Source organism: Motiliproteus sediminis, assembly GCF_017912535.1.
Taxonomy (GTDB): domain Bacteria; phylum Pseudomonadota; class Gammaproteobacteria; order Pseudomonadales; family Balneatricaceae; genus Motiliproteus; species Motiliproteus sediminis.
On record NZ_JAERQK010000003.1, the window covers coordinates 236,298 to 251,553 of the forward strand.

14 protein-coding genes are annotated in these 15,256 nt (G+C 60.6%); 9 read left to right on the forward strand and 5 right to left on the reverse strand.

Annotated features, from left to right (window positions below):
* Positions 1–9 precede the first annotated feature (9 nt).
* The 8 genes from gss to JJQ76_RS08025 all read left to right on the forward strand — a co-directional run bounded on the left by gss (position 10) and on the right by JJQ76_RS08025 (position 9,288).
* The gene (gss, locus tag JJQ76_RS07990) at positions 10–1,908 is read left to right on the forward strand and encodes a bifunctional glutathionylspermidine amidase/synthase (RefSeq protein ID WP_210396240.1); all 1,899 of its coding nucleotides are present in this window, start codon (positions 10–12) and stop codon (positions 1,906–1,908) included.
* Between the two features lie 135 nt (positions 1,909–2,043).
* Complete coding sequence (locus JJQ76_RS07995) at positions 2,044–3,159, forward strand: HD-GYP domain-containing protein (protein WP_210396241.1); 1,116 nt, start codon at positions 2,044–2,046, stop codon at positions 3,157–3,159.
* Positions 3,160–3,220: 61 nt separating this feature from the next.
* Positions 3,221–4,345 (forward strand): hypothetical protein, encoded by a 1,125-nt coding sequence (locus JJQ76_RS08000; RefSeq protein WP_210396242.1) that lies wholly within the window; start codon positions 3,221–3,223, stop codon positions 4,343–4,345.
* 176 nt (positions 4,346–4,521) lie between these two features.
* Positions 4,522–5,940, forward strand: a complete 1,419-nt coding sequence (locus tag JJQ76_RS08005) for a phospholipase D family protein (RefSeq protein WP_210396243.1) — start codon at positions 4,522–4,524, stop codon at positions 5,938–5,940.
* A gap of 55 nt (positions 5,941–5,995) precedes the next feature.
* Positions 5,996–7,096, forward strand: coding sequence for an HlyD family secretion protein (locus JJQ76_RS08010; protein ID WP_210396244.1), 1,101 nt, complete (start codon positions 5,996–5,998; stop codon positions 7,094–7,096).
* 11 nt (positions 7,097–7,107) lie between these two features.
* A complete protein-coding gene (locus tag JJQ76_RS08015; protein ID WP_210396245.1) occupies positions 7,108–8,097 on the forward strand; it encodes a DUF2955 domain-containing protein in 990 nt (329 codons plus the stop codon).
* 242 nt (positions 8,098–8,339) lie between these two features.
* The gene (locus tag JJQ76_RS08020; RefSeq protein WP_210396246.1) at positions 8,340–8,939 is read left to right on the forward strand and encodes an HD domain-containing protein; all 600 of its coding nucleotides are present in this window, start codon (positions 8,340–8,342) and stop codon (positions 8,937–8,939) included.
* Between the two features lies 1 nt (position 8,940).
* The gene (locus tag JJQ76_RS08025) at positions 8,941–9,288 is read left to right on the forward strand and encodes a HopJ type III effector protein (RefSeq protein WP_210396247.1); all 348 of its coding nucleotides are present in this window, start codon (positions 8,941–8,943) and stop codon (positions 9,286–9,288) included.
* Here the strand turns inward: JJQ76_RS08025 and hxpB are convergent.
* Complete coding sequence (gene hxpB / locus JJQ76_RS08030; protein ID WP_210396248.1) at positions 9,285–9,953, reverse strand: hexitol phosphatase HxpB; 669 nt, start codon at positions 9,951–9,953, stop codon at positions 9,285–9,287. The two genes, JJQ76_RS08025 and hxpB, sit on opposite strands and share 4 nt — an antisense overlap.
* A 122-nt stretch (positions 9,954–10,075) precedes the next feature.
* On the opposite strand from hxpB, the gene JJQ76_RS08035 reads away from it, so the two are divergent.
* A complete protein-coding gene (locus JJQ76_RS08035; RefSeq protein WP_210396249.1) occupies positions 10,076–11,965 on the forward strand; it encodes a GumC domain-containing protein in 1,890 nt (629 codons plus the stop codon).
* A 181-nt stretch (positions 11,966–12,146) separates the two neighbouring features.
* Here JJQ76_RS08035 and JJQ76_RS08040 read toward each other — a convergent pair whose 3' ends face one another.
* The 4 genes from JJQ76_RS08040 to JJQ76_RS08055 all read right to left on the reverse strand — a co-directional run bounded on the left by JJQ76_RS08040 (position 12,147) and on the right by JJQ76_RS08055 (position 15,256).
* Positions 12,147–12,890 (reverse strand): TSUP family transporter, encoded by a 744-nt coding sequence (locus JJQ76_RS08040; RefSeq protein WP_210396250.1) that lies wholly within the window; start codon positions 12,888–12,890, stop codon positions 12,147–12,149.
* A 94-nt stretch (positions 12,891–12,984) separates the two neighbouring features.
* A complete protein-coding gene (locus JJQ76_RS08045) occupies positions 12,985–13,254 on the reverse strand; it encodes a biotin/lipoyl-containing protein (RefSeq protein ID WP_210396251.1) in 270 nt (89 codons plus the stop codon).
* Positions 13,251–14,147 carry a LysR substrate-binding domain-containing protein gene (locus tag JJQ76_RS08050; RefSeq protein WP_210396252.1) on the reverse strand — a complete coding sequence of 299 codons (897 nt, stop codon included), beginning with the start codon at positions 14,145–14,147 and terminating at the stop codon, positions 13,251–13,253. Before JJQ76_RS08050 ends, JJQ76_RS08045 begins: the two co-directional genes overlap by 4 nt.
* 68 nt (positions 14,148–14,215) lie before the next feature.
* Positions 14,216–15,256, reverse strand: coding sequence for a succinylglutamate desuccinylase/aspartoacylase family protein (locus JJQ76_RS08055; protein WP_210396253.1), 1,041 nt, complete (start codon positions 15,254–15,256; stop codon positions 14,216–14,218).

The window sequence follows — 15,256 nt, forward strand, 5'->3', positions numbered from 1 at the left end:
GTAGCTGCCATGAATACACCCGCCCCCTTCGGCACAGTGCTGGGCTACGCCCCCGGTGGCGTGCCGGTGTACTCCTCCCATTACCCCAGCGCCGACAGCGCAGCATACCCGGACCGTGAGTCGTTCCGCAGTTATCACGACGGCGTGTTTATGGGCTACAAATGGCAGTGCGTCGAGTTTGCCCGGCGCTGGCTCTATCTCAATCGTGGCTGGCTGTTTGACGACGTGGCGATGGCGTACGACATATTCGAACTACGCAGCGGCAGAGCGGTGCGTGATAACGCGCCGGTGGCACTCCAGTCCTTCGCCAACGGCGGTCAGCGGCCGCCGGAGCCCGGCTCCCTGCTGATCTGGGCTGAGGGTGGGGAGTTCGAGGACACCGGGCACGTAGCGATAGTGACGGCGGTGTTTGAGGACCGGGTACGAATCGCCGAGCAGAATCTGGACCATCGACTCTGGCCGCCCGGGCAGGACTGGGGGCGCGAGCTGGCCTTGCTGCGCACCGAAACGGGTGGCTATCTGGTGTCGTGCACGTTCGCCCAGGGTTCGATCCTTGGCTGGGTTACCGCCACCGACGATGCGACCCATGCGCTGCCGCGGCAGGAGTTGTCCCCTGACTTGCTCAATCTCGATCTGCGCGAGCTGTCGGAGCCACCGCCGGAGGATTGGCTGGACCTCAGCCGCCCGGAACAGCGTGCCTACGCCGCGGCTATGGGGGGCGCCCGCTTGAGCAGCGATCCCTGGCAGCAGCGGCTCTGGTTCGCGCTATCTGCCAGCGCTGAAGCGGAACTCAAGCACGCCACCAACGAACTGCATGCCATGTTCATGCACGCCACTCACCGTGTGCTTCAGGATGATGAGCTGCTGGCGCGTTTCAATCTGCCGCGTTCCATCTGGCCCAAGCTGCGCGCATCCTGGAACAACCGTCGCAATCAGATGGTGACCGGACGCTTCGACTTTTCGCTATCGGAGCGGGGGCTCAAAGTGTACGAGTACAACGCCGATTCCGCCTCTTGCTACCTGGAAACCGGCCTGCTGCAGCAGCGCTGGTTTGACGCAGCAGGGGTGACCCAGGGGCGTGATCCGGGAGCGGCGCTATACGCCGATCTGGTGCGAGCCTGGCGCAAGAATGACGTCGATTCGCTGTTACATATTCTTCAGGATGATGACCCTGAAGAGGACTATCACGCTGCCTACATGGCATCGGCGGCTGAGGCTGCAGGCTATCGGACCAAGCGGATTCGGGGTATGGGCGGACTCAGATGGGACGATAGTGGCCATGTAGTCGACAGCGATGGCGAGCGCGTGCTTTGGGTATGGAAAACCTGGGCTTGGGAAACCGCGCTGGACCAACTGCGCGCCGAGTGTGATGAAGACCAGGCCCTGGCGGCGATCGGGGCGGCGCGCCCACGCCAGGGTAATCTCCGTCTGGTCGACGTGCTGCTACGCCCGGAGGTGATGGTGTTTGAGCCGCTGTGGACGCTGGTGCCGAGCAATAAAGCGATCCTGCCGGTGCTGTGGCAGCTGTTCCCTCAGAGTCCATATCTGCTTGAAACCGACTACAAGCTGTCAACGACGCTGGTCGCCAAGGGCTACGTCAGTAAGCCAATCGCCGGGCGTTGCGGCTTCAATATCAGCCTGGTGGACCCGAGCCGCGAGCTGACCGAGGAAACCGGAGGTCGCTTCGGTGAGCAGGAGCAGGTCTATCAACAGCTGTTCCCCTTACCCCAGCTGCAGCAGCTTTATGTGCAGGTCGGTACCTTCAGCGTGGATGGTAAGTACAGCGCGGCCTCTGTGCGTGTCGACCGCTCACCGGTGATCACCAATGCCAGTGATCTGCTACCGCTGCGGGTGGTTGCCGATGAGCAATGGGGTGCTGCCTCGGCAGCAGCTGCGGCGTCGTCGTAGCTGCTGTTGCCACTGCCGGAGACAGCTGATGCCGGCTGGCCATTTGAACCAATTACGCCGAATTCCCATAGAGAGATCAGGGCGAATCTGCTAAACCTTAACTCAACAATAACCATTGCTTGAGTACGGTTAAGGATGATCGAGAACTCCATCGGTGACACACTGCTGCGGATTCACAATAGCCTGCGCAGCCAGTTTCACCAGCTCTGCCGGGTGGCTGTGGCGATCTACGACCAGCCCAGTGACACCCTGAAAACCTTCGCCAACAGCACTGATGGCGAATCGCCGCTGATGTTTTATGAAGTGAAACTGGCGGATGTGCCCTCGTTGCAGCAGTTGGCCCGCGATGGTAAACCCCGAGTACTCGATGACCTGGATATCCTGCGCCGGGCCAATACGCTCCACAGTCGCAAAATTGTCGAAGCCGGCTACCACTCCAGTTATACCGAGCCGCTGATTTTTGACGATCAACTGGTAGGGTTCCTGTTTTTTGACTCCGACAAGCCTTGTTACTTCAACCAGCGGGTAATCGATAAGCTGCAGCCGTATGCCAAGGTGCTGGCCGCTATCGTCGCGGTGCAGTTTGCGGCTATTCGTACCCTCAGCGGTGCGGTCACGGTTGCCCGCGAGTTCAGCCGTCATCGTGATGAGGAAACCGCCAACCATCTGCGCCGGATGTCCACCTACTCGCGTTTGATTGCCAAGACCGTTGCTCCCGGTTTTGGGTTGGGTGATGAAGAGGTTGAGTTCATCTTCAATTTTTCACAGCTCCACGACATCGGCAAAATCGCGATCGCCGACGCCATCCTGCTGAAGCCGGGCAAACTCACTCCGGAGGAGTATCGGGAAGCGCAAGCGCATGTGGCGCGCGGAGTGGAGATGGCGCAGATGATGATCAAGGAGTTTGGGCTGGAGCGCATCCGCCATACCGATATGTTGCTCAATATCATCGGCTGCCACCACGAACGCTACGATGGCAGTGGCTACCCCAACGGCCTCAAGGGTGAGGCTATTCCCATTGAAGGCCGCATCGTGGCGGTGGCGGACGTGTTTGATGCGCTGACCAGTGAACGCCCCTACAAACATGCGTGGGCGGTAAACGATGCCTTCGCCTACTTGCTGCGTAATGCCGGCACCCAGTTTGATCCGGTGTGCGTCGAAGCTGCCTTTGCCTGTGCCGAAGAGTTCAAACAGATCCAGGCGCGCTATCGGGATGAGCCGTTCCTGCCCGAAGAACAGTCGAGTAGCTGACCCTGCAACCGCGGCGGCGTTGGACTATAAAAAGGCAAAACAATAATTAATAGAGTCCCGCATGAGCCAATCCGTCACCTGCGAATTCCGCCCCGAGTATATGATGCGCTATAGCCAGTTTGCGCCGCGGTTGTATAACTACTGCCGCTCACTCGGATTTGAAGCGGGAAACATCATGCCGTCACGAGCCTTTTGCTCTGATGAGAGTCAGGGCTTCCCCGTGATCCTGATCGCCAAGCATTTTGGCGCCTTTCCCTTTAATCACGGCCAGGTCGGCGGTATTGTCGCCACCGATCGCCATGGGCCCCACGCCCATCATGGTAAAGATCTGGTGGTGATTCAGGCCAGCCACGTGGGCTATGACCCGGACAGCGGCCGCTTTGGCGAGTACTGCCGGCTGCAGACCGAGGACAATCATCGCACCACCACCTGCGGCAAGCTGGGTGAGCTGTTACGTTGGTACCAGCAGGAGTACGAGTTTGCCCGTGACAACATCCAACTAACCGAAGAGCAAGGCGTGGAAGCGGTGGTGGTCGATAACCAGCTGCTTGATCAGCGCCGCCTGGAAGGGCTGTTTCCACGTCTTGACCGGTTGCTGGCGCTGGACAGCGAGGGGTTGCCGCGGCTGGTACGGACATTGAGCACGGCGCGGGTGTTTGTCGCCGCCGCTAGCTTGATTGAGCGCACCGAACCCGAGTTCTGGCGCCCGGGAGGGCGGGAGCCCATTGGTGATGCGTTGAGTTCGGACCTGTTCAGTTTTCGGCGCCCGGACGGGGATGCCCAGAGCGTTCGCGACCAACTGGAAGAAAACCTGTTGCCGCACATGCCAGAGATCGTTACCTCACCGGCGCCCCTGCTGTCGGCGGCACAGTTCAACACCCAGGCTGAGTTTGACCGCACCTTTCGCAGCATTGCCAAAGCGCGGGAGTACCGCGACAAGAAGCTGCTGTTTGTGTCCTGTGTGAATATCGATATCTCGCCAGAGCCGGGTCAGCTGTTTCCGCTCACCAAGTGTGTCCCCTGGGCCGCCTATGTGCAGGACGGTCAGGGAAACGCCCGCACCCTGGAGCAGGCCGAGTTGTTGGCGGAATTGCTCAACCAGCCCGCTGACAACCCGGATCAGATCGACCTTGAAGTGGCAATTCAGCAAATGATCGATGCCCGCGAGGTGCGGATTCGCGTATGAATAGTTTACGTTCTCTTTGGACGGTTATTTTGGCACGTGTGCGACCGCGATCACGGGCAGTCAGACGGAAGGTTTTTCTTATAGGTTTGTCGTGGCTCATTTTCCCCGCCTTTCCTTTGGTACTTTCCGGTTGCGTCTCGGGAGTGCCTGCAGTCGCAGCACCGCCGAGTTATGCTGTGCCGTTGAGTATCGAAACCGCACTGGGCCGTCAGGGCGCCTCACTGCTGGCAAGCCGTGAACGCGGTGGTCCGGACCAGTCTGGCTTTGTGGCGCTGTCACGTGGTCAGGATGCGCTGGCGGCGCGCATTGCGCTGATTCGTGGGGCCGAACAAAGTTTGGATCTGCAGTATTACATCTGGCACGACGACCTTTCCGGTGCGTTATTGGCTCGGGAGCTGCTTCACGCGGCACAACGTGGCGTTCGGGTTCGCTTGATGCTTGATGATCTCGATATGGCAGACAAGTACCCGGCGTTGCTGACCCTGGATGCTCATCCGCAGATCAGCGTAAGGCTCTATAACCCTTTTCGCCACCGCAGCTGGCGAGGACTTAACTTGCTGTTGGAGCCTTCCCGACTTAACCACCGTATGCACAACAAATCTCTGACCGTGGACGGCGCGTTCAGCGTGGTGGGCGGTCGCAACGTGGGTGACGAGTACTTTGACATCAGTGGGCACAGTACCTTTGCCGATATGGATGTGCTGATGGTGGGGCCCGCCGTTGCCGAGGTCGCCGCAGCGTTTGACCGTTACTGGAACAGCAAGTGGGTGGTGCCGTTTGTCGCGGAAGAGGGCAGGGAGTCGCTGGTTGGTGCGACAACAAGTGCACCGCCCCCGCTGCCGGAGTCGGTCGCGCAACATACCTACCTGGCCTCGGGCGCTATTGGGCGCTTACCGTTTGTTTGGGGGAGAGCCGAGGTGCTTTACGATCCGCCCGGTCTGATCGACGCGAAAAGTGAACTGGCTGATAGCGCGGTGGTTTCGCATATGGGGCGCTGGGTGACGCAGATTGGCGCTGAGTTGATTATCGTCTCGCCCTATTTTGTGCCGGGTGAGGCACTGGTGGAGCAGCTTGGTGACTTAGTCGACAACGGGGTTTCGGTGAAGGTACTTACCAACTCGCTGGCGACTAACGATGTGACTCTGGTACACGCCGGATACATGCGGTATCGCGAGCCGTTGCTGCAACAGGGTGTTGAACTCTGGGAGATGAAAGCTCGCTCCTTGCCGCCGCAAAACAAAGAAAACCAGAGCGCTGCGGGCTCTTCGCGTGCCAGCCTCCATGCTAAGGTGATTGGGGTCGATAGGCGCTACCTGTTCGTGGGATCGTTCAACATGGATCCGCGCTCGGCCTATATCAACACTGAGATGGGAGTGGTGTTTGAAAGTGAGCCGTTGGCTCAGGGGTTGAGCGATGCCTTTGCGCTGTCCATCGCCCAGCGTGCCTATCAGGTAAATATTTCTGACGGACGTCTAAGCTGGAAAGAGTGGCGTGAGGATGGTGATGTAACGTATCAATCCGAGCCGAATACCACCCTTTGGCAACGCTTGATGGCGTCGATGCTGTCTTGGATCGTTATTGAAGATCTACTATAGCCGTGGTTCGCCGTCCCGGTGCGCCTGCTGCCGATAAACCAACGGAGTGATGCCTATGTCAGAGCCGGTTGAATCGCTCGATCCCGTTAATGCCCCCGCTCCTCAACAGCCCGATCCAGTGCGCCGGCTAGCGCTGTATTTGACGATGGTTACTGCCAGCCTATTTCTTTACTCAGTATGGGCTCAACGTGTGATTCCCTTTAGCGGTTTCGGCATCGTTCAGGCGAATTTAATCCGGATCGCTCCGCAGGTGGCAGGTCTGGTGGATGACGTGGCGGTGGTTGATAACCAGTTGGTTGAGAAGGGAGAGTTGTTATTCAGTATCGAAACGGACAACTATCAGCTGGCACTGGCCCAGCAGGAAGCCCACTTGGCTACCGTAGGTCTTGTCATCGGTGCCGATACTGCTGCGGTGCAAACCGCTCAGGCACGGGTAATTCAGGCTCAAGCGGTCCGCAATAACGCGCGTTTGCAGGTGCAAAGGGCGAGTGACCTCAATCGACGTGGATTATTGTCGCAGTCTCAGTACGACCAAGCCGAGGCGGCATATCTTCAGGCGGAAGGCGCCGTGGATGAAGCGGAAGCCAATCTGGAAAAAGCTAAGGCAAACCTTGGGCCTAGCGGGCAGCAAAACCCGCGCTTGCAGGAGGCGCTGGCCAACTTGCGTCGGGCGCGACTGGACCTGTTACGCACCGAAGTAAAAGCGCCGGGCGAGGGGGTGATCACTAATGTCCAATTGGCCCCGGGGCACTACGTGGGAGTTGGTTCGGCAGCGATGACTTTCATTGACGCCGACGATATCTGGATTACTGCTATGTACGGCGAAAATTCGCTTGAACATATTCGACCGGGGCTGCCAGTGGATATTGTCCTTGAAGTGTTACCTGGGCGCGTGTTTCAGGGGACGGTGCGCAGCGTTGGCTGGGGTATCGCTGGTGGTACATCGACGGAGAGCAGCAGCGGACTGATGAATGCCCCCGCTTCCAGCGGTGACGTCCGCTTTCCGGTACTGGTTACATTCGATCAGAGGCCGCCGTCTGGCGTGCGCTATGGTTCAGAAGCATCGGTGCTGGTGTATACCGAAGAGGCCGGGATGCTGTCGATGTTGGGCGCTGCATGGATTCGCCTTGTCAGCATCTTGACTTACCTGTTTTGAGCTGGGATGCCATGGCGCTGAGGCAACTGCGGTTTGCAGTGGCGCCGCTGGTGCTGTTTGGCATCTGTTTTTGGTTGCGGCTACCGCTGCCGTTTCTTCCAGCACTGTTTTGCGTGCTGGTGCTGTTTATCTCTCCGCAGAGGCCGACCCGGCCGCTGGTGATGAAGTTAACCGGGCTTATCGTGCTCATCTGTGTGCCGGTGGCGTCAATCGGTGAGCTATTGCATGACTACCCGGCCGCGCAGTGGAGTGCGGTGCTAGCCATGGCGTTGGTGGGTTTTGGTCGGCAGGCGCATAACCCTGATGATCTGGTGGCGCGGCTGCTGTTGATTATCATGCCGATTACCATGGTACTGCTGATGGCCGGGCGACTTTCAGCGTGGATATTGCCGCTGTGGATTACGGCCATGTTTATCTTGGGCGTGCTGGCGGCTATCGCTGCCTTTTGTCTGTGGCCGGAGCGGAGTGAGCCGGTGGAGGGTGGTGAGGTTCGCGGAACAGTTGGCGCGGATCGCCCCGTGACTGTAGTGATGAAGGCATTGGTGTTTACCAGCGCACTCTACTTCTGTCTGCACTTTGTACTGGGGAGCGCGGTGTTCGTGGCCGCTACGTTGGCCACCTTTCTGGCGGCCCGCGAGCGTGGAAGCGGCCGTCAAACCCGCTTGGAAACTCTGTTTGGCAATATTGTCGGAATCGCAGCCGGGGTACCGGTATTAATGGCGTCGGCAATATTGCCATCCCCTCCGGCACTATGGTCGCTGGCACTGTGTGGGTCTCTGTGGATGTCTGGATTACTGCGCTCTGTGCCTATCCCTGTCTACTTGCAGACAGCATTTATGGCCTATCTGGTCGCCCTTAGCGCAACGATCCCTGTCGATGGTGTAAATGACCCGGGCGCTCTGGGCGAGCGTTTGCTGGCACTGCTATTGGTCGCGCTCTACTGCGGGTTGGCGATGGCGTTGTTGTACCCACGGCGGCCGCAACCGGACAGCGGTGGTTGAGTGCGGCGGTGAGTGGGTCATATGCTGCCATCGAACGGACCCGGAGCGGTTCGGCGCGGCGCAAGTGGCAGTTGCAGGCGAACGCTCGGCTATCATAATCAATAGCCGGACTGAACTTGGGGGGCTAGCCGCAGACAGGAACAAACGCCGGGAGGCATTAGTCGTTCTGGTGGATATCAATGGCTATGGATTGAGTTGTGGTTAAGGTGGGTTGAGACATCGAGGTAAGTCGAGGGTGTGGCGTGAAGAGCGAGCGCGAACAGCAACAGGGTGATGACAAGGACGGTTTGATAAGCCAAGCCCGAGCCTTTGCTATCGCTGCCCACGACGCAGTCAACCAGCGGCGCAAGTACAGCGGCGCGCCTTATTGGGTTCACCCGCAGGCCGTGGCCGGGCGCGTTGCCAAAGTTAGCGATGACCAGACAATGATCGCCGCCGCGTGGTTGCATGATGTCTTGGAAGATACCCCGGTCACCGCGCCGCAGCTCCGTTCCCGGTTTGGTGACCGGGTTACCTCGCTGGTGATTGACCTGACCAATATCAGTCGCTACGAGGATGGCAACCGGGCAGTGCGTAAACGGATCGATCGCGAACATACGGCCCGTGCGCAGGCCGACGCCAAGACCATCAAGCTGGCCGACATTATCGATAATGTTAGCGAGATCGTGGACAATGATCCGGGATTTGCACGTATCTACCTGGTGGAAAAAGCGTTGCAGATCGAAGTGCTTCGTGACGGCGATCCGCGCCTGTTTCGGCAAGCCCAGCAACTGATTGCCGAGGGTCTGGCGCGGTTGAATATCCGCTATCCGGGCAGCCAGCCATTATTGGGAGAGCAATGAATTGAACCAGTTACTGCAACGCGTTCGCGCTGGATTGCCGGTGGAATTCGCTGAGGTTCAGGCGGTTATCGCTGCCGAATATCACTATCACCCCACCGCGTTCCACAACGGAATCGGCGCGCGTCAGGTGGTCAACGCGGCCGGTGAAAACGAAGGCTCCTGCCGCCTGTTGGCGTTCGCCAAGATGCAGGGCTTGACCCAAGCGCAGACGTTAGCATTGTTCGGCCACTATTACCGCGACGAAGTGCTGGGTGATCCCGGTGGAAGCAGCCACGCTAACATTCGCGCGTTCATGGCAGACGGCTGGGCGGGGGTTGTGTTTGAGGCGCCTGCGTTGACGCCGCGTTAGCCGGTAACCGGCGCGAGCGCTGCCGGTAGTTCCGCCAGACTCTCCAGACACCGATCAGCCTCTGCCCATTCAGGACGCTGGCGCTGTTCCTTAGCCGGTATCACCACCACGCTCATTCCGGCCCTTTGGGCGGCCAGCATGCCGTTAACCGAGTCTTCGATCGCAACGCACCGTTCGGGAGCGATCCCCAACGCTTTGGCGGCGGCCAGGTAGACCGCCGGATGAGGTTTGCCGCGGAGTTCCTGTTCAGCCGACAGCCGCTGGCGGAAACAGTCAGTGAGCCGTAATCGCTGCAATGCCGCGTCGATCAGCCGCAACGATGAGGAACTGGCTATCGCCAGCGGGTACTGCTGCTTCAAGTTATGCACCGTCTCCACGGCAGTGGGTAGCGCCGCGCCCTGCTGCTGTATCAGTTCGATCGCGCGTTCGATGATGGCGGCCGCCAGCGCCGTGCGATCGCAGCGCAGGCCCGGTTTCCGGCGGCACCAGTAGTCAACCACCTCGTCGATCCGTAAGCCCTGCGTCAGGGCGCAGTCACTGTCGCTCAACCACAGGCCAGTGCTGGCGAACAGTTCGATCTCCGCCTGTCGCCACAGCGGTTCGGAGTTGATCAGCACACCGTCAAGGTCGAAAACGATGGCATCAGCGGAGATCTGGAGGCCCATGCCGGCAAGCTTAGCATGGCGGCACAGCTAAACGCCTGTTCGCATTGTCTGGTGTGCTCGCAGGTTAGCGGCGTTATCGGTTGCTAAGCTCAACGGTAGCGTCCAGCAGAGAAGGCGAACCCATGACCGAGTGGTCTGAAGACGGGCCTGGCAATCAGCGCCCACCCAATTCGGCATCCGCACCCAAGGCGCTGCTGCCGGTCCGATGGGGCTGGTTTGCGGTGTTAGTGATGGTTTTCGGAACGATCGCGCTGGCCTGGGTCTGGTCGCGCCCGGCACTTTATGAGAGCCATGCCTTGCTGCAGGTGCAGTTCCCTCCCCGCTATCAGTCTGCCCTGGCCGAGTCGCCGCCTGAGGAGATGGTGCTGCATCAGCAGGTGTTATTAAGCCACCCGCTGTTGCAGACCCTGCAGCAACAGCTTGGCAGTTTGGGGGTGGTGGTGACCCTGGACGAACTGCGTTCAAACCTCCAGGTGGAGGTGTTGCCCAATAGCCAGTTGGTGCGACTGGTGGCGCAAGCCGGTGATCCAGCGCTGGCACCTTCGGTGGTTGAGCGCTGGATCACCCTGTATCAGCAACGCTTTTCCCAACGTCAGGATCAGATTACGCGCGCCGAGGGGGCGCGCCTTGATGAACGGGTCGCGGAGCTGGAACGCATGCAGCAGCAGGTACAGCAGGAACTGGAGACCTATCAGCGCGAGCATCAGATTGCGTCAATCGAGCGGGATGAGAACCGGGTAATGAATCGCATTCGCGGGCTGGCCGAGTCGCTGGACCGTATTGCCGAGCAGCGTCGCCGGGCTGAAGCTGAGCGTGACGCCTTACTGGCGGCAAAACGGCGTGGCGAAATCCTGGTGCAGGCGCAGGATCAAGCCGGGATCGACAACCTCAGCCGGCGTGCGGTACAGATAAAGGACCAGCTGCAGACTCTGGAGGAGCAATACACCCGGCGCTATCTGCAGATTAATCCCGAGGCGCAGGCGCTGCAGCACCGTTTGCGGCAGATTGAGGCGCAGATTGATGAGCGTCAGCGACAATCGCTGACGCAACAGCTGCAGCGGGCACAGCGTCAGGTCGACAGCAGCCGGGCGCAGGAGCAGGTAATGCTGGCCGAGCTTGCAGCCCAGAATGATGCGGTACGGCAGTTCGAAGGGCGGCTGCTGACGCTGCAGGCCCGGCGCGAGCAGTTGGCGCTTCTGAATACCGAACTGGCGACATTGCGTAACCAGCGTCTCGCATTCAGTCAGGCGCCGCGCCGCGACGTGCGTATCCATGTGCTGGAACCAGCCGTTTCATCCACACGGACGGTGGCGCCCGACTACTGGCGTGATAGCGGTTGGGCGCTGCTGCTGGCAGCACTGCTTGCACTGGCGCTGTCGATACTTAAGGGGATGATGAGTGCCAGACTCCTGCATGGGGCGCGCCTGCCGGCGCCGCCCGTGCCAGGGCCACCGCGGGTGATCCACAGCGTGGGAGTGGCGCCGTTATCGGTTGCCACCTGTCGGGAGTTACTCCGCTGCGCCGATCAGCAGGAGCGGTTGCTGATCATGTTGCTGTTGAGTGGGGTGCAGCTGCGTGAGGTATCCCGGCTGGCTTGGTATCACCTTGCCGATGGCTGTGAACGCCTCAGCGTTCCGTCGCTGCCACCGCGGGAGCTGTCGTTGGCGCCGGCGCTGAGCCGGTCGCTGCGGCAAAGTTTTGAGGGGCCAGATCAGCGTCTGCAGCCGCTGTTGGTGGCAGAGGACGGCCATCCGCTCAGTCCGGATCAACTGGATGAGCGGCTGGCTGCTACGGCGGAGCGGGCGCAGCTGCGTGACCGCGATATTTCCGGCGAGCAGCTGGCGCATACCTATCTCTGTTTTCTGGCGGAGCAGGGGGCGGGGCTGGAACAGCTGGAGCGTCGTCTGGGGCCCCTGCCGGTGGATGTGCTGGATCCGTTGCAGCAGCGCCTGCCTGCGGGGCCGGCACGTATGCTGGAGGAGATCAATCCGCACTATCCGGCGTTGCTGTAGGTTCGGTTAATTGAGGCCCGTGTGCCGGGTCACGCTATTCGGCACCTATAACGGTTCCTTATTCCGCCATCCGTCGTTGCTCGTTGCTCGTTGCTGCCGTAGCTCCACTATGACTCCGCCGCGCTTAGGTCGGCGAAATAACCACTTCGTTCAAATGTGCCACCAGGCGCGAAGCTGCACACTAGAGCAGCAGGGTGATCCCCATCAGGGTGACCAGCAGGAAGGCGCCGCGTTTGAGGTTGGTTTCCGACAGGGGTGGCGGGTAACGGCGTCCAGCCAGGGTGGCGAGACTTACCACCGGCGCTGCCAGTGCGCCCAGAAGCAGGAGCTGCGCGTCCATCTGCCCCTGCGCACTGACAACCAGAATACGCAACAGGGTCGAGAAGCCGAATACGGCCAGCAGAGTGGCCTTGAGCACGGCCAGCGGTTGCGGCTGGCGGTAGAGGTGAAATACCACCGGCGGCCCGGATACACTGAACAAGCCGCCTCCCAGCCCGCCAAGGAGACCGAAAAAGCCCAGCGTCCAGGTCGGGGAGGGCTGCCTGTACGGGGTCGGTTTGAGCATCAGCAGAAAGCCGCCACCGAGCAGGGTCACGCCGAGCAGCAGGCGCAGGGTTTGTTCGGTTTCGCTGGAAAGATAGTCGAGCAGCCAGATACCTCCCAGCAGACCGGGGATCAGTCCCAGCAAGATAGCGGCCAGGGTGCCCCGGTTGATACCCGCCCAATCACCGCGCAGGGCGACCAGCACGTTTACCAGCGAGGTCAGGCTGACCAGAATCGCGGCGTCGGCCAGCGGAATCAGCTTCAGCCAACCGATGACGCCCATCAGGATCAGCCCGTACGCGAACCCCGCGATGGTTTGCACGTAGGCGGCAAAGGCTACCAGCAGCAGTAGGGGAGCAATAGCGTGGAGGTCGAGCAGCATGGCACCGGGCTCTGGTTGTCAGTTCCGCAGCATACGCCGTTTTCAGGTAGAGTTCTAAGGCACGCCGGCCATCGGGGGGCGCCGTGTCATGTGGCTACAGGGGACGGACCAACGCTACTACGTCGCCGGGGGAAACCTCGTCACCGGGGATAACGAGCAACTGCTCCACCACACCGCTGGCGGAGGAGAGCACCTCCATGTCGGTTTTGTAGGCTTCCACCACCAGTAGCGGCTGGTAGAGATCAACCCGGTCGCCGGGTGATACCAACAGCTCTACCACCTCCAGCAGCTCGCTGCGGCAGGTGCCGCAACTGTCCCAGCACTCCGGCTCGTCGGGGACCTGTATCGCGATGCTGGCGGTCATTCGGGCTGCAGGGGCGTGCCGCCGGACTGTCCGTTGGCGGTGTGGGTCCGCATGGTGTTGACCAGCTCGGCGATGGCCTGCTGCTTGCCGTTGTTGTTACGGTAGACGGCGAACAGCTCCCGCCGCACCTGGGCGATTCCGGGCACCCGGTGCAGTTGCCCCTCATCGAGCAGAGGTGCCACCACCCGCAGGGGCATGAATGCAGCGCCGTTGTCGCGCAGCAGATATTCAAGCGCAATGCTGGTCTGGCTGGTCTGCAGAACCGGGTTGAGAGTGTGACTGACCGCCTTGGCCTGGCGGATGCTGAACGCGGTGCCCCAGTTGATCAACACAAAGTCGGTTTCATCCAGCTGCGCCGGTGTTTGCAGTTCGCGACTGGAAACCATCACCAGATCCAGCCAGCCGAGAGAGTCGGTGGACAGCTCTTCCACCTTGGGAGGATCGAGCAGTACCGCCAGATCAAGGGTGTGTTCCAGCAGGCTGCGAACCAGCGCGTGGCTGTTGAGGGTATCGGTGCTGAGGGCCACATCCGGCAGTTGGCGCGCAATGGAAACCAGATGTTCCTGCAGTACCGCGTCCCAGAGGTTGGACGGGGCGCCCAATACCAGCTGCAGCCGCTGCCGCTCATGCAGTCCGACCTCCTGGGTAGCCCGTTGCCAGGCGGTGAGGATGGCCTGGGCATGGCTGACCAGGCGCTCGCCGGCGGGGGTCAGCTGAATGTTGTGGCGATAGCGTTCAAACAGTTTGACCCCCAGTAGCTCCTCCAGCTGGCGGATGCGGAAGCTGACCGCCGACTGGGTCAAATAGAGGTTTTCAGCCGCCCGGCCAAAGTGGCGGGTTTTCTGGACTTCGAGAAAGGTTCGCAGGAGTGCGGTATCGACGGAGCTGCTCACGGGCGTCCCTGGTCTGGATCGGATTTACCCGCTGTATAGCGTTCGCCGCCGGTGGATGCAAGCCCTAATTAGATGGTGGGCGGCTCTTCCGGCAGCGAGTGCGCGCCGATCTCTTCCGAGATCGCTTCGACCCGCTTCTCGGCGCTGGCGACGGTATCAAAGCGGGCGATGTGATAGAGCGCATCGCCTTCGTTGACCAGCGGAATGTTGTTGCGGCCGATGATCAGCCCCGCGTAACTGGCGGTCACCTCCATTTCACGGCTGCTGAAAGGGGTGGTGATGATACCCAGCGCCTGTCCGCGGCTGACCCGTTGGCCCAGCTTGAGGGTGGAGCGGAAAATGCCATCGGCTTCAGCCCGCAGCCAGTAACTGGAGCGCGCCACCGCCGGTTGCAATGCCGGGCGCGGGCGCTTCAGCGCCGGCAGCATATCCAGTGCGCGCATGACGTTAAGAATGCCACGAACGCCGCCGCGAATGGCGTTGTTATCGAAGCGCAAGGCCTGGCCGGCTTCGTAAAGAATCAGCGGTATGCCATTCTGGTCGGCACACTCGCGCAACGATCCGTCGCGAAGCTGGGCATCAAGAATGATCGGCGCACCAAACTCACGCGCCATGCTTTCCGCCGCCGGGTTGTCGAGGTTGGCGCGTATCTGCGGCAGGTTGCTGCGGTGAATGGCGCCGGTGTGCAGGTCGATCACGTGGCTGCAACGCCGCAGTACCTGGGTATGGAACAGATGCGCGATGCGGCTGCCGAGGGAGCCGCGTTCGCTGCCGGGAAAGCAGCGATTGAGGTCGCGTCGGTCAGGCAGATAGCGGCTGTGCTGGATGAAACCGAAAATATTCACCACCGGCACTACCAGCAGGGTCCCGCGCAGACGGCTTAATGAGCGGTGCAGCATCAGTTGGCGGCAGATTTCAACGCCGTTCAGCTCGTCTCCATGGATGGTGGCGCAAACCAGCAGCACTGGTCCGTCGCGGCGCCCGTGGATCACTTCGATCTCAAGATCGAGCGGCGTGTGGGTATAGAGCCGTGCGAGGTTGATCGCCACGATGCGGCGTTCGCCAGGGGCGACCGTCTCACCGGCGATCTCAAACGGAGCGCGTTTCAA

What these genes read in the sequence shown, in the direction of transcription:
- gss (WP_210396240.1), top strand. Translation starts at nt 10, where the DNA reads ATGAATACACCCGCCCCCTTCGGCACAGTGCTGGGCTACGCCCCCGGT.
- JJQ76_RS07995 (WP_210396241.1), top strand. Translation starts at nt 2,044, where the DNA reads ATGATCGAGAACTCCATCGGTGACACACTGCTGCGGATTCACAATAGC.
- JJQ76_RS08000 (WP_210396242.1), top strand. Translation starts at nt 3,221, where the DNA reads ATGAGCCAATCCGTCACCTGCGAATTCCGCCCCGAGTATATGATGCGC.
- JJQ76_RS08010 (WP_210396244.1), top strand. Translation starts at nt 5,996, where the DNA reads ATGTCAGAGCCGGTTGAATCGCTCGATCCCGTTAATGCCCCCGCTCCT.
- JJQ76_RS08015 (WP_210396245.1), top strand. Translation starts at nt 7,108, where the DNA reads ATGGCGCTGAGGCAACTGCGGTTTGCAGTGGCGCCGCTGGTGCTGTTT.
- hxpB (WP_210396248.1), bottom strand. Translation starts at nt 9,953, where the DNA reads ATGGGCCTCCAGATCTCCGCTGATGCCATCGTTTTCGACCTTGACGGT.
- JJQ76_RS08035 (WP_210396249.1), top strand. Translation starts at nt 10,076, where the DNA reads ATGACCGAGTGGTCTGAAGACGGGCCTGGCAATCAGCGCCCACCCAAT.
- JJQ76_RS08040 (WP_210396250.1), bottom strand. Translation starts at nt 12,890, where the DNA reads ATGCTGCTCGACCTCCACGCTATTGCTCCCCTACTGCTGCTGGTAGCC.
- JJQ76_RS08045 (WP_210396251.1), bottom strand. Translation starts at nt 13,254, where the DNA reads ATGACCGCCAGCATCGCGATACAGGTCCCCGACGAGCCGGAGTGCTGG.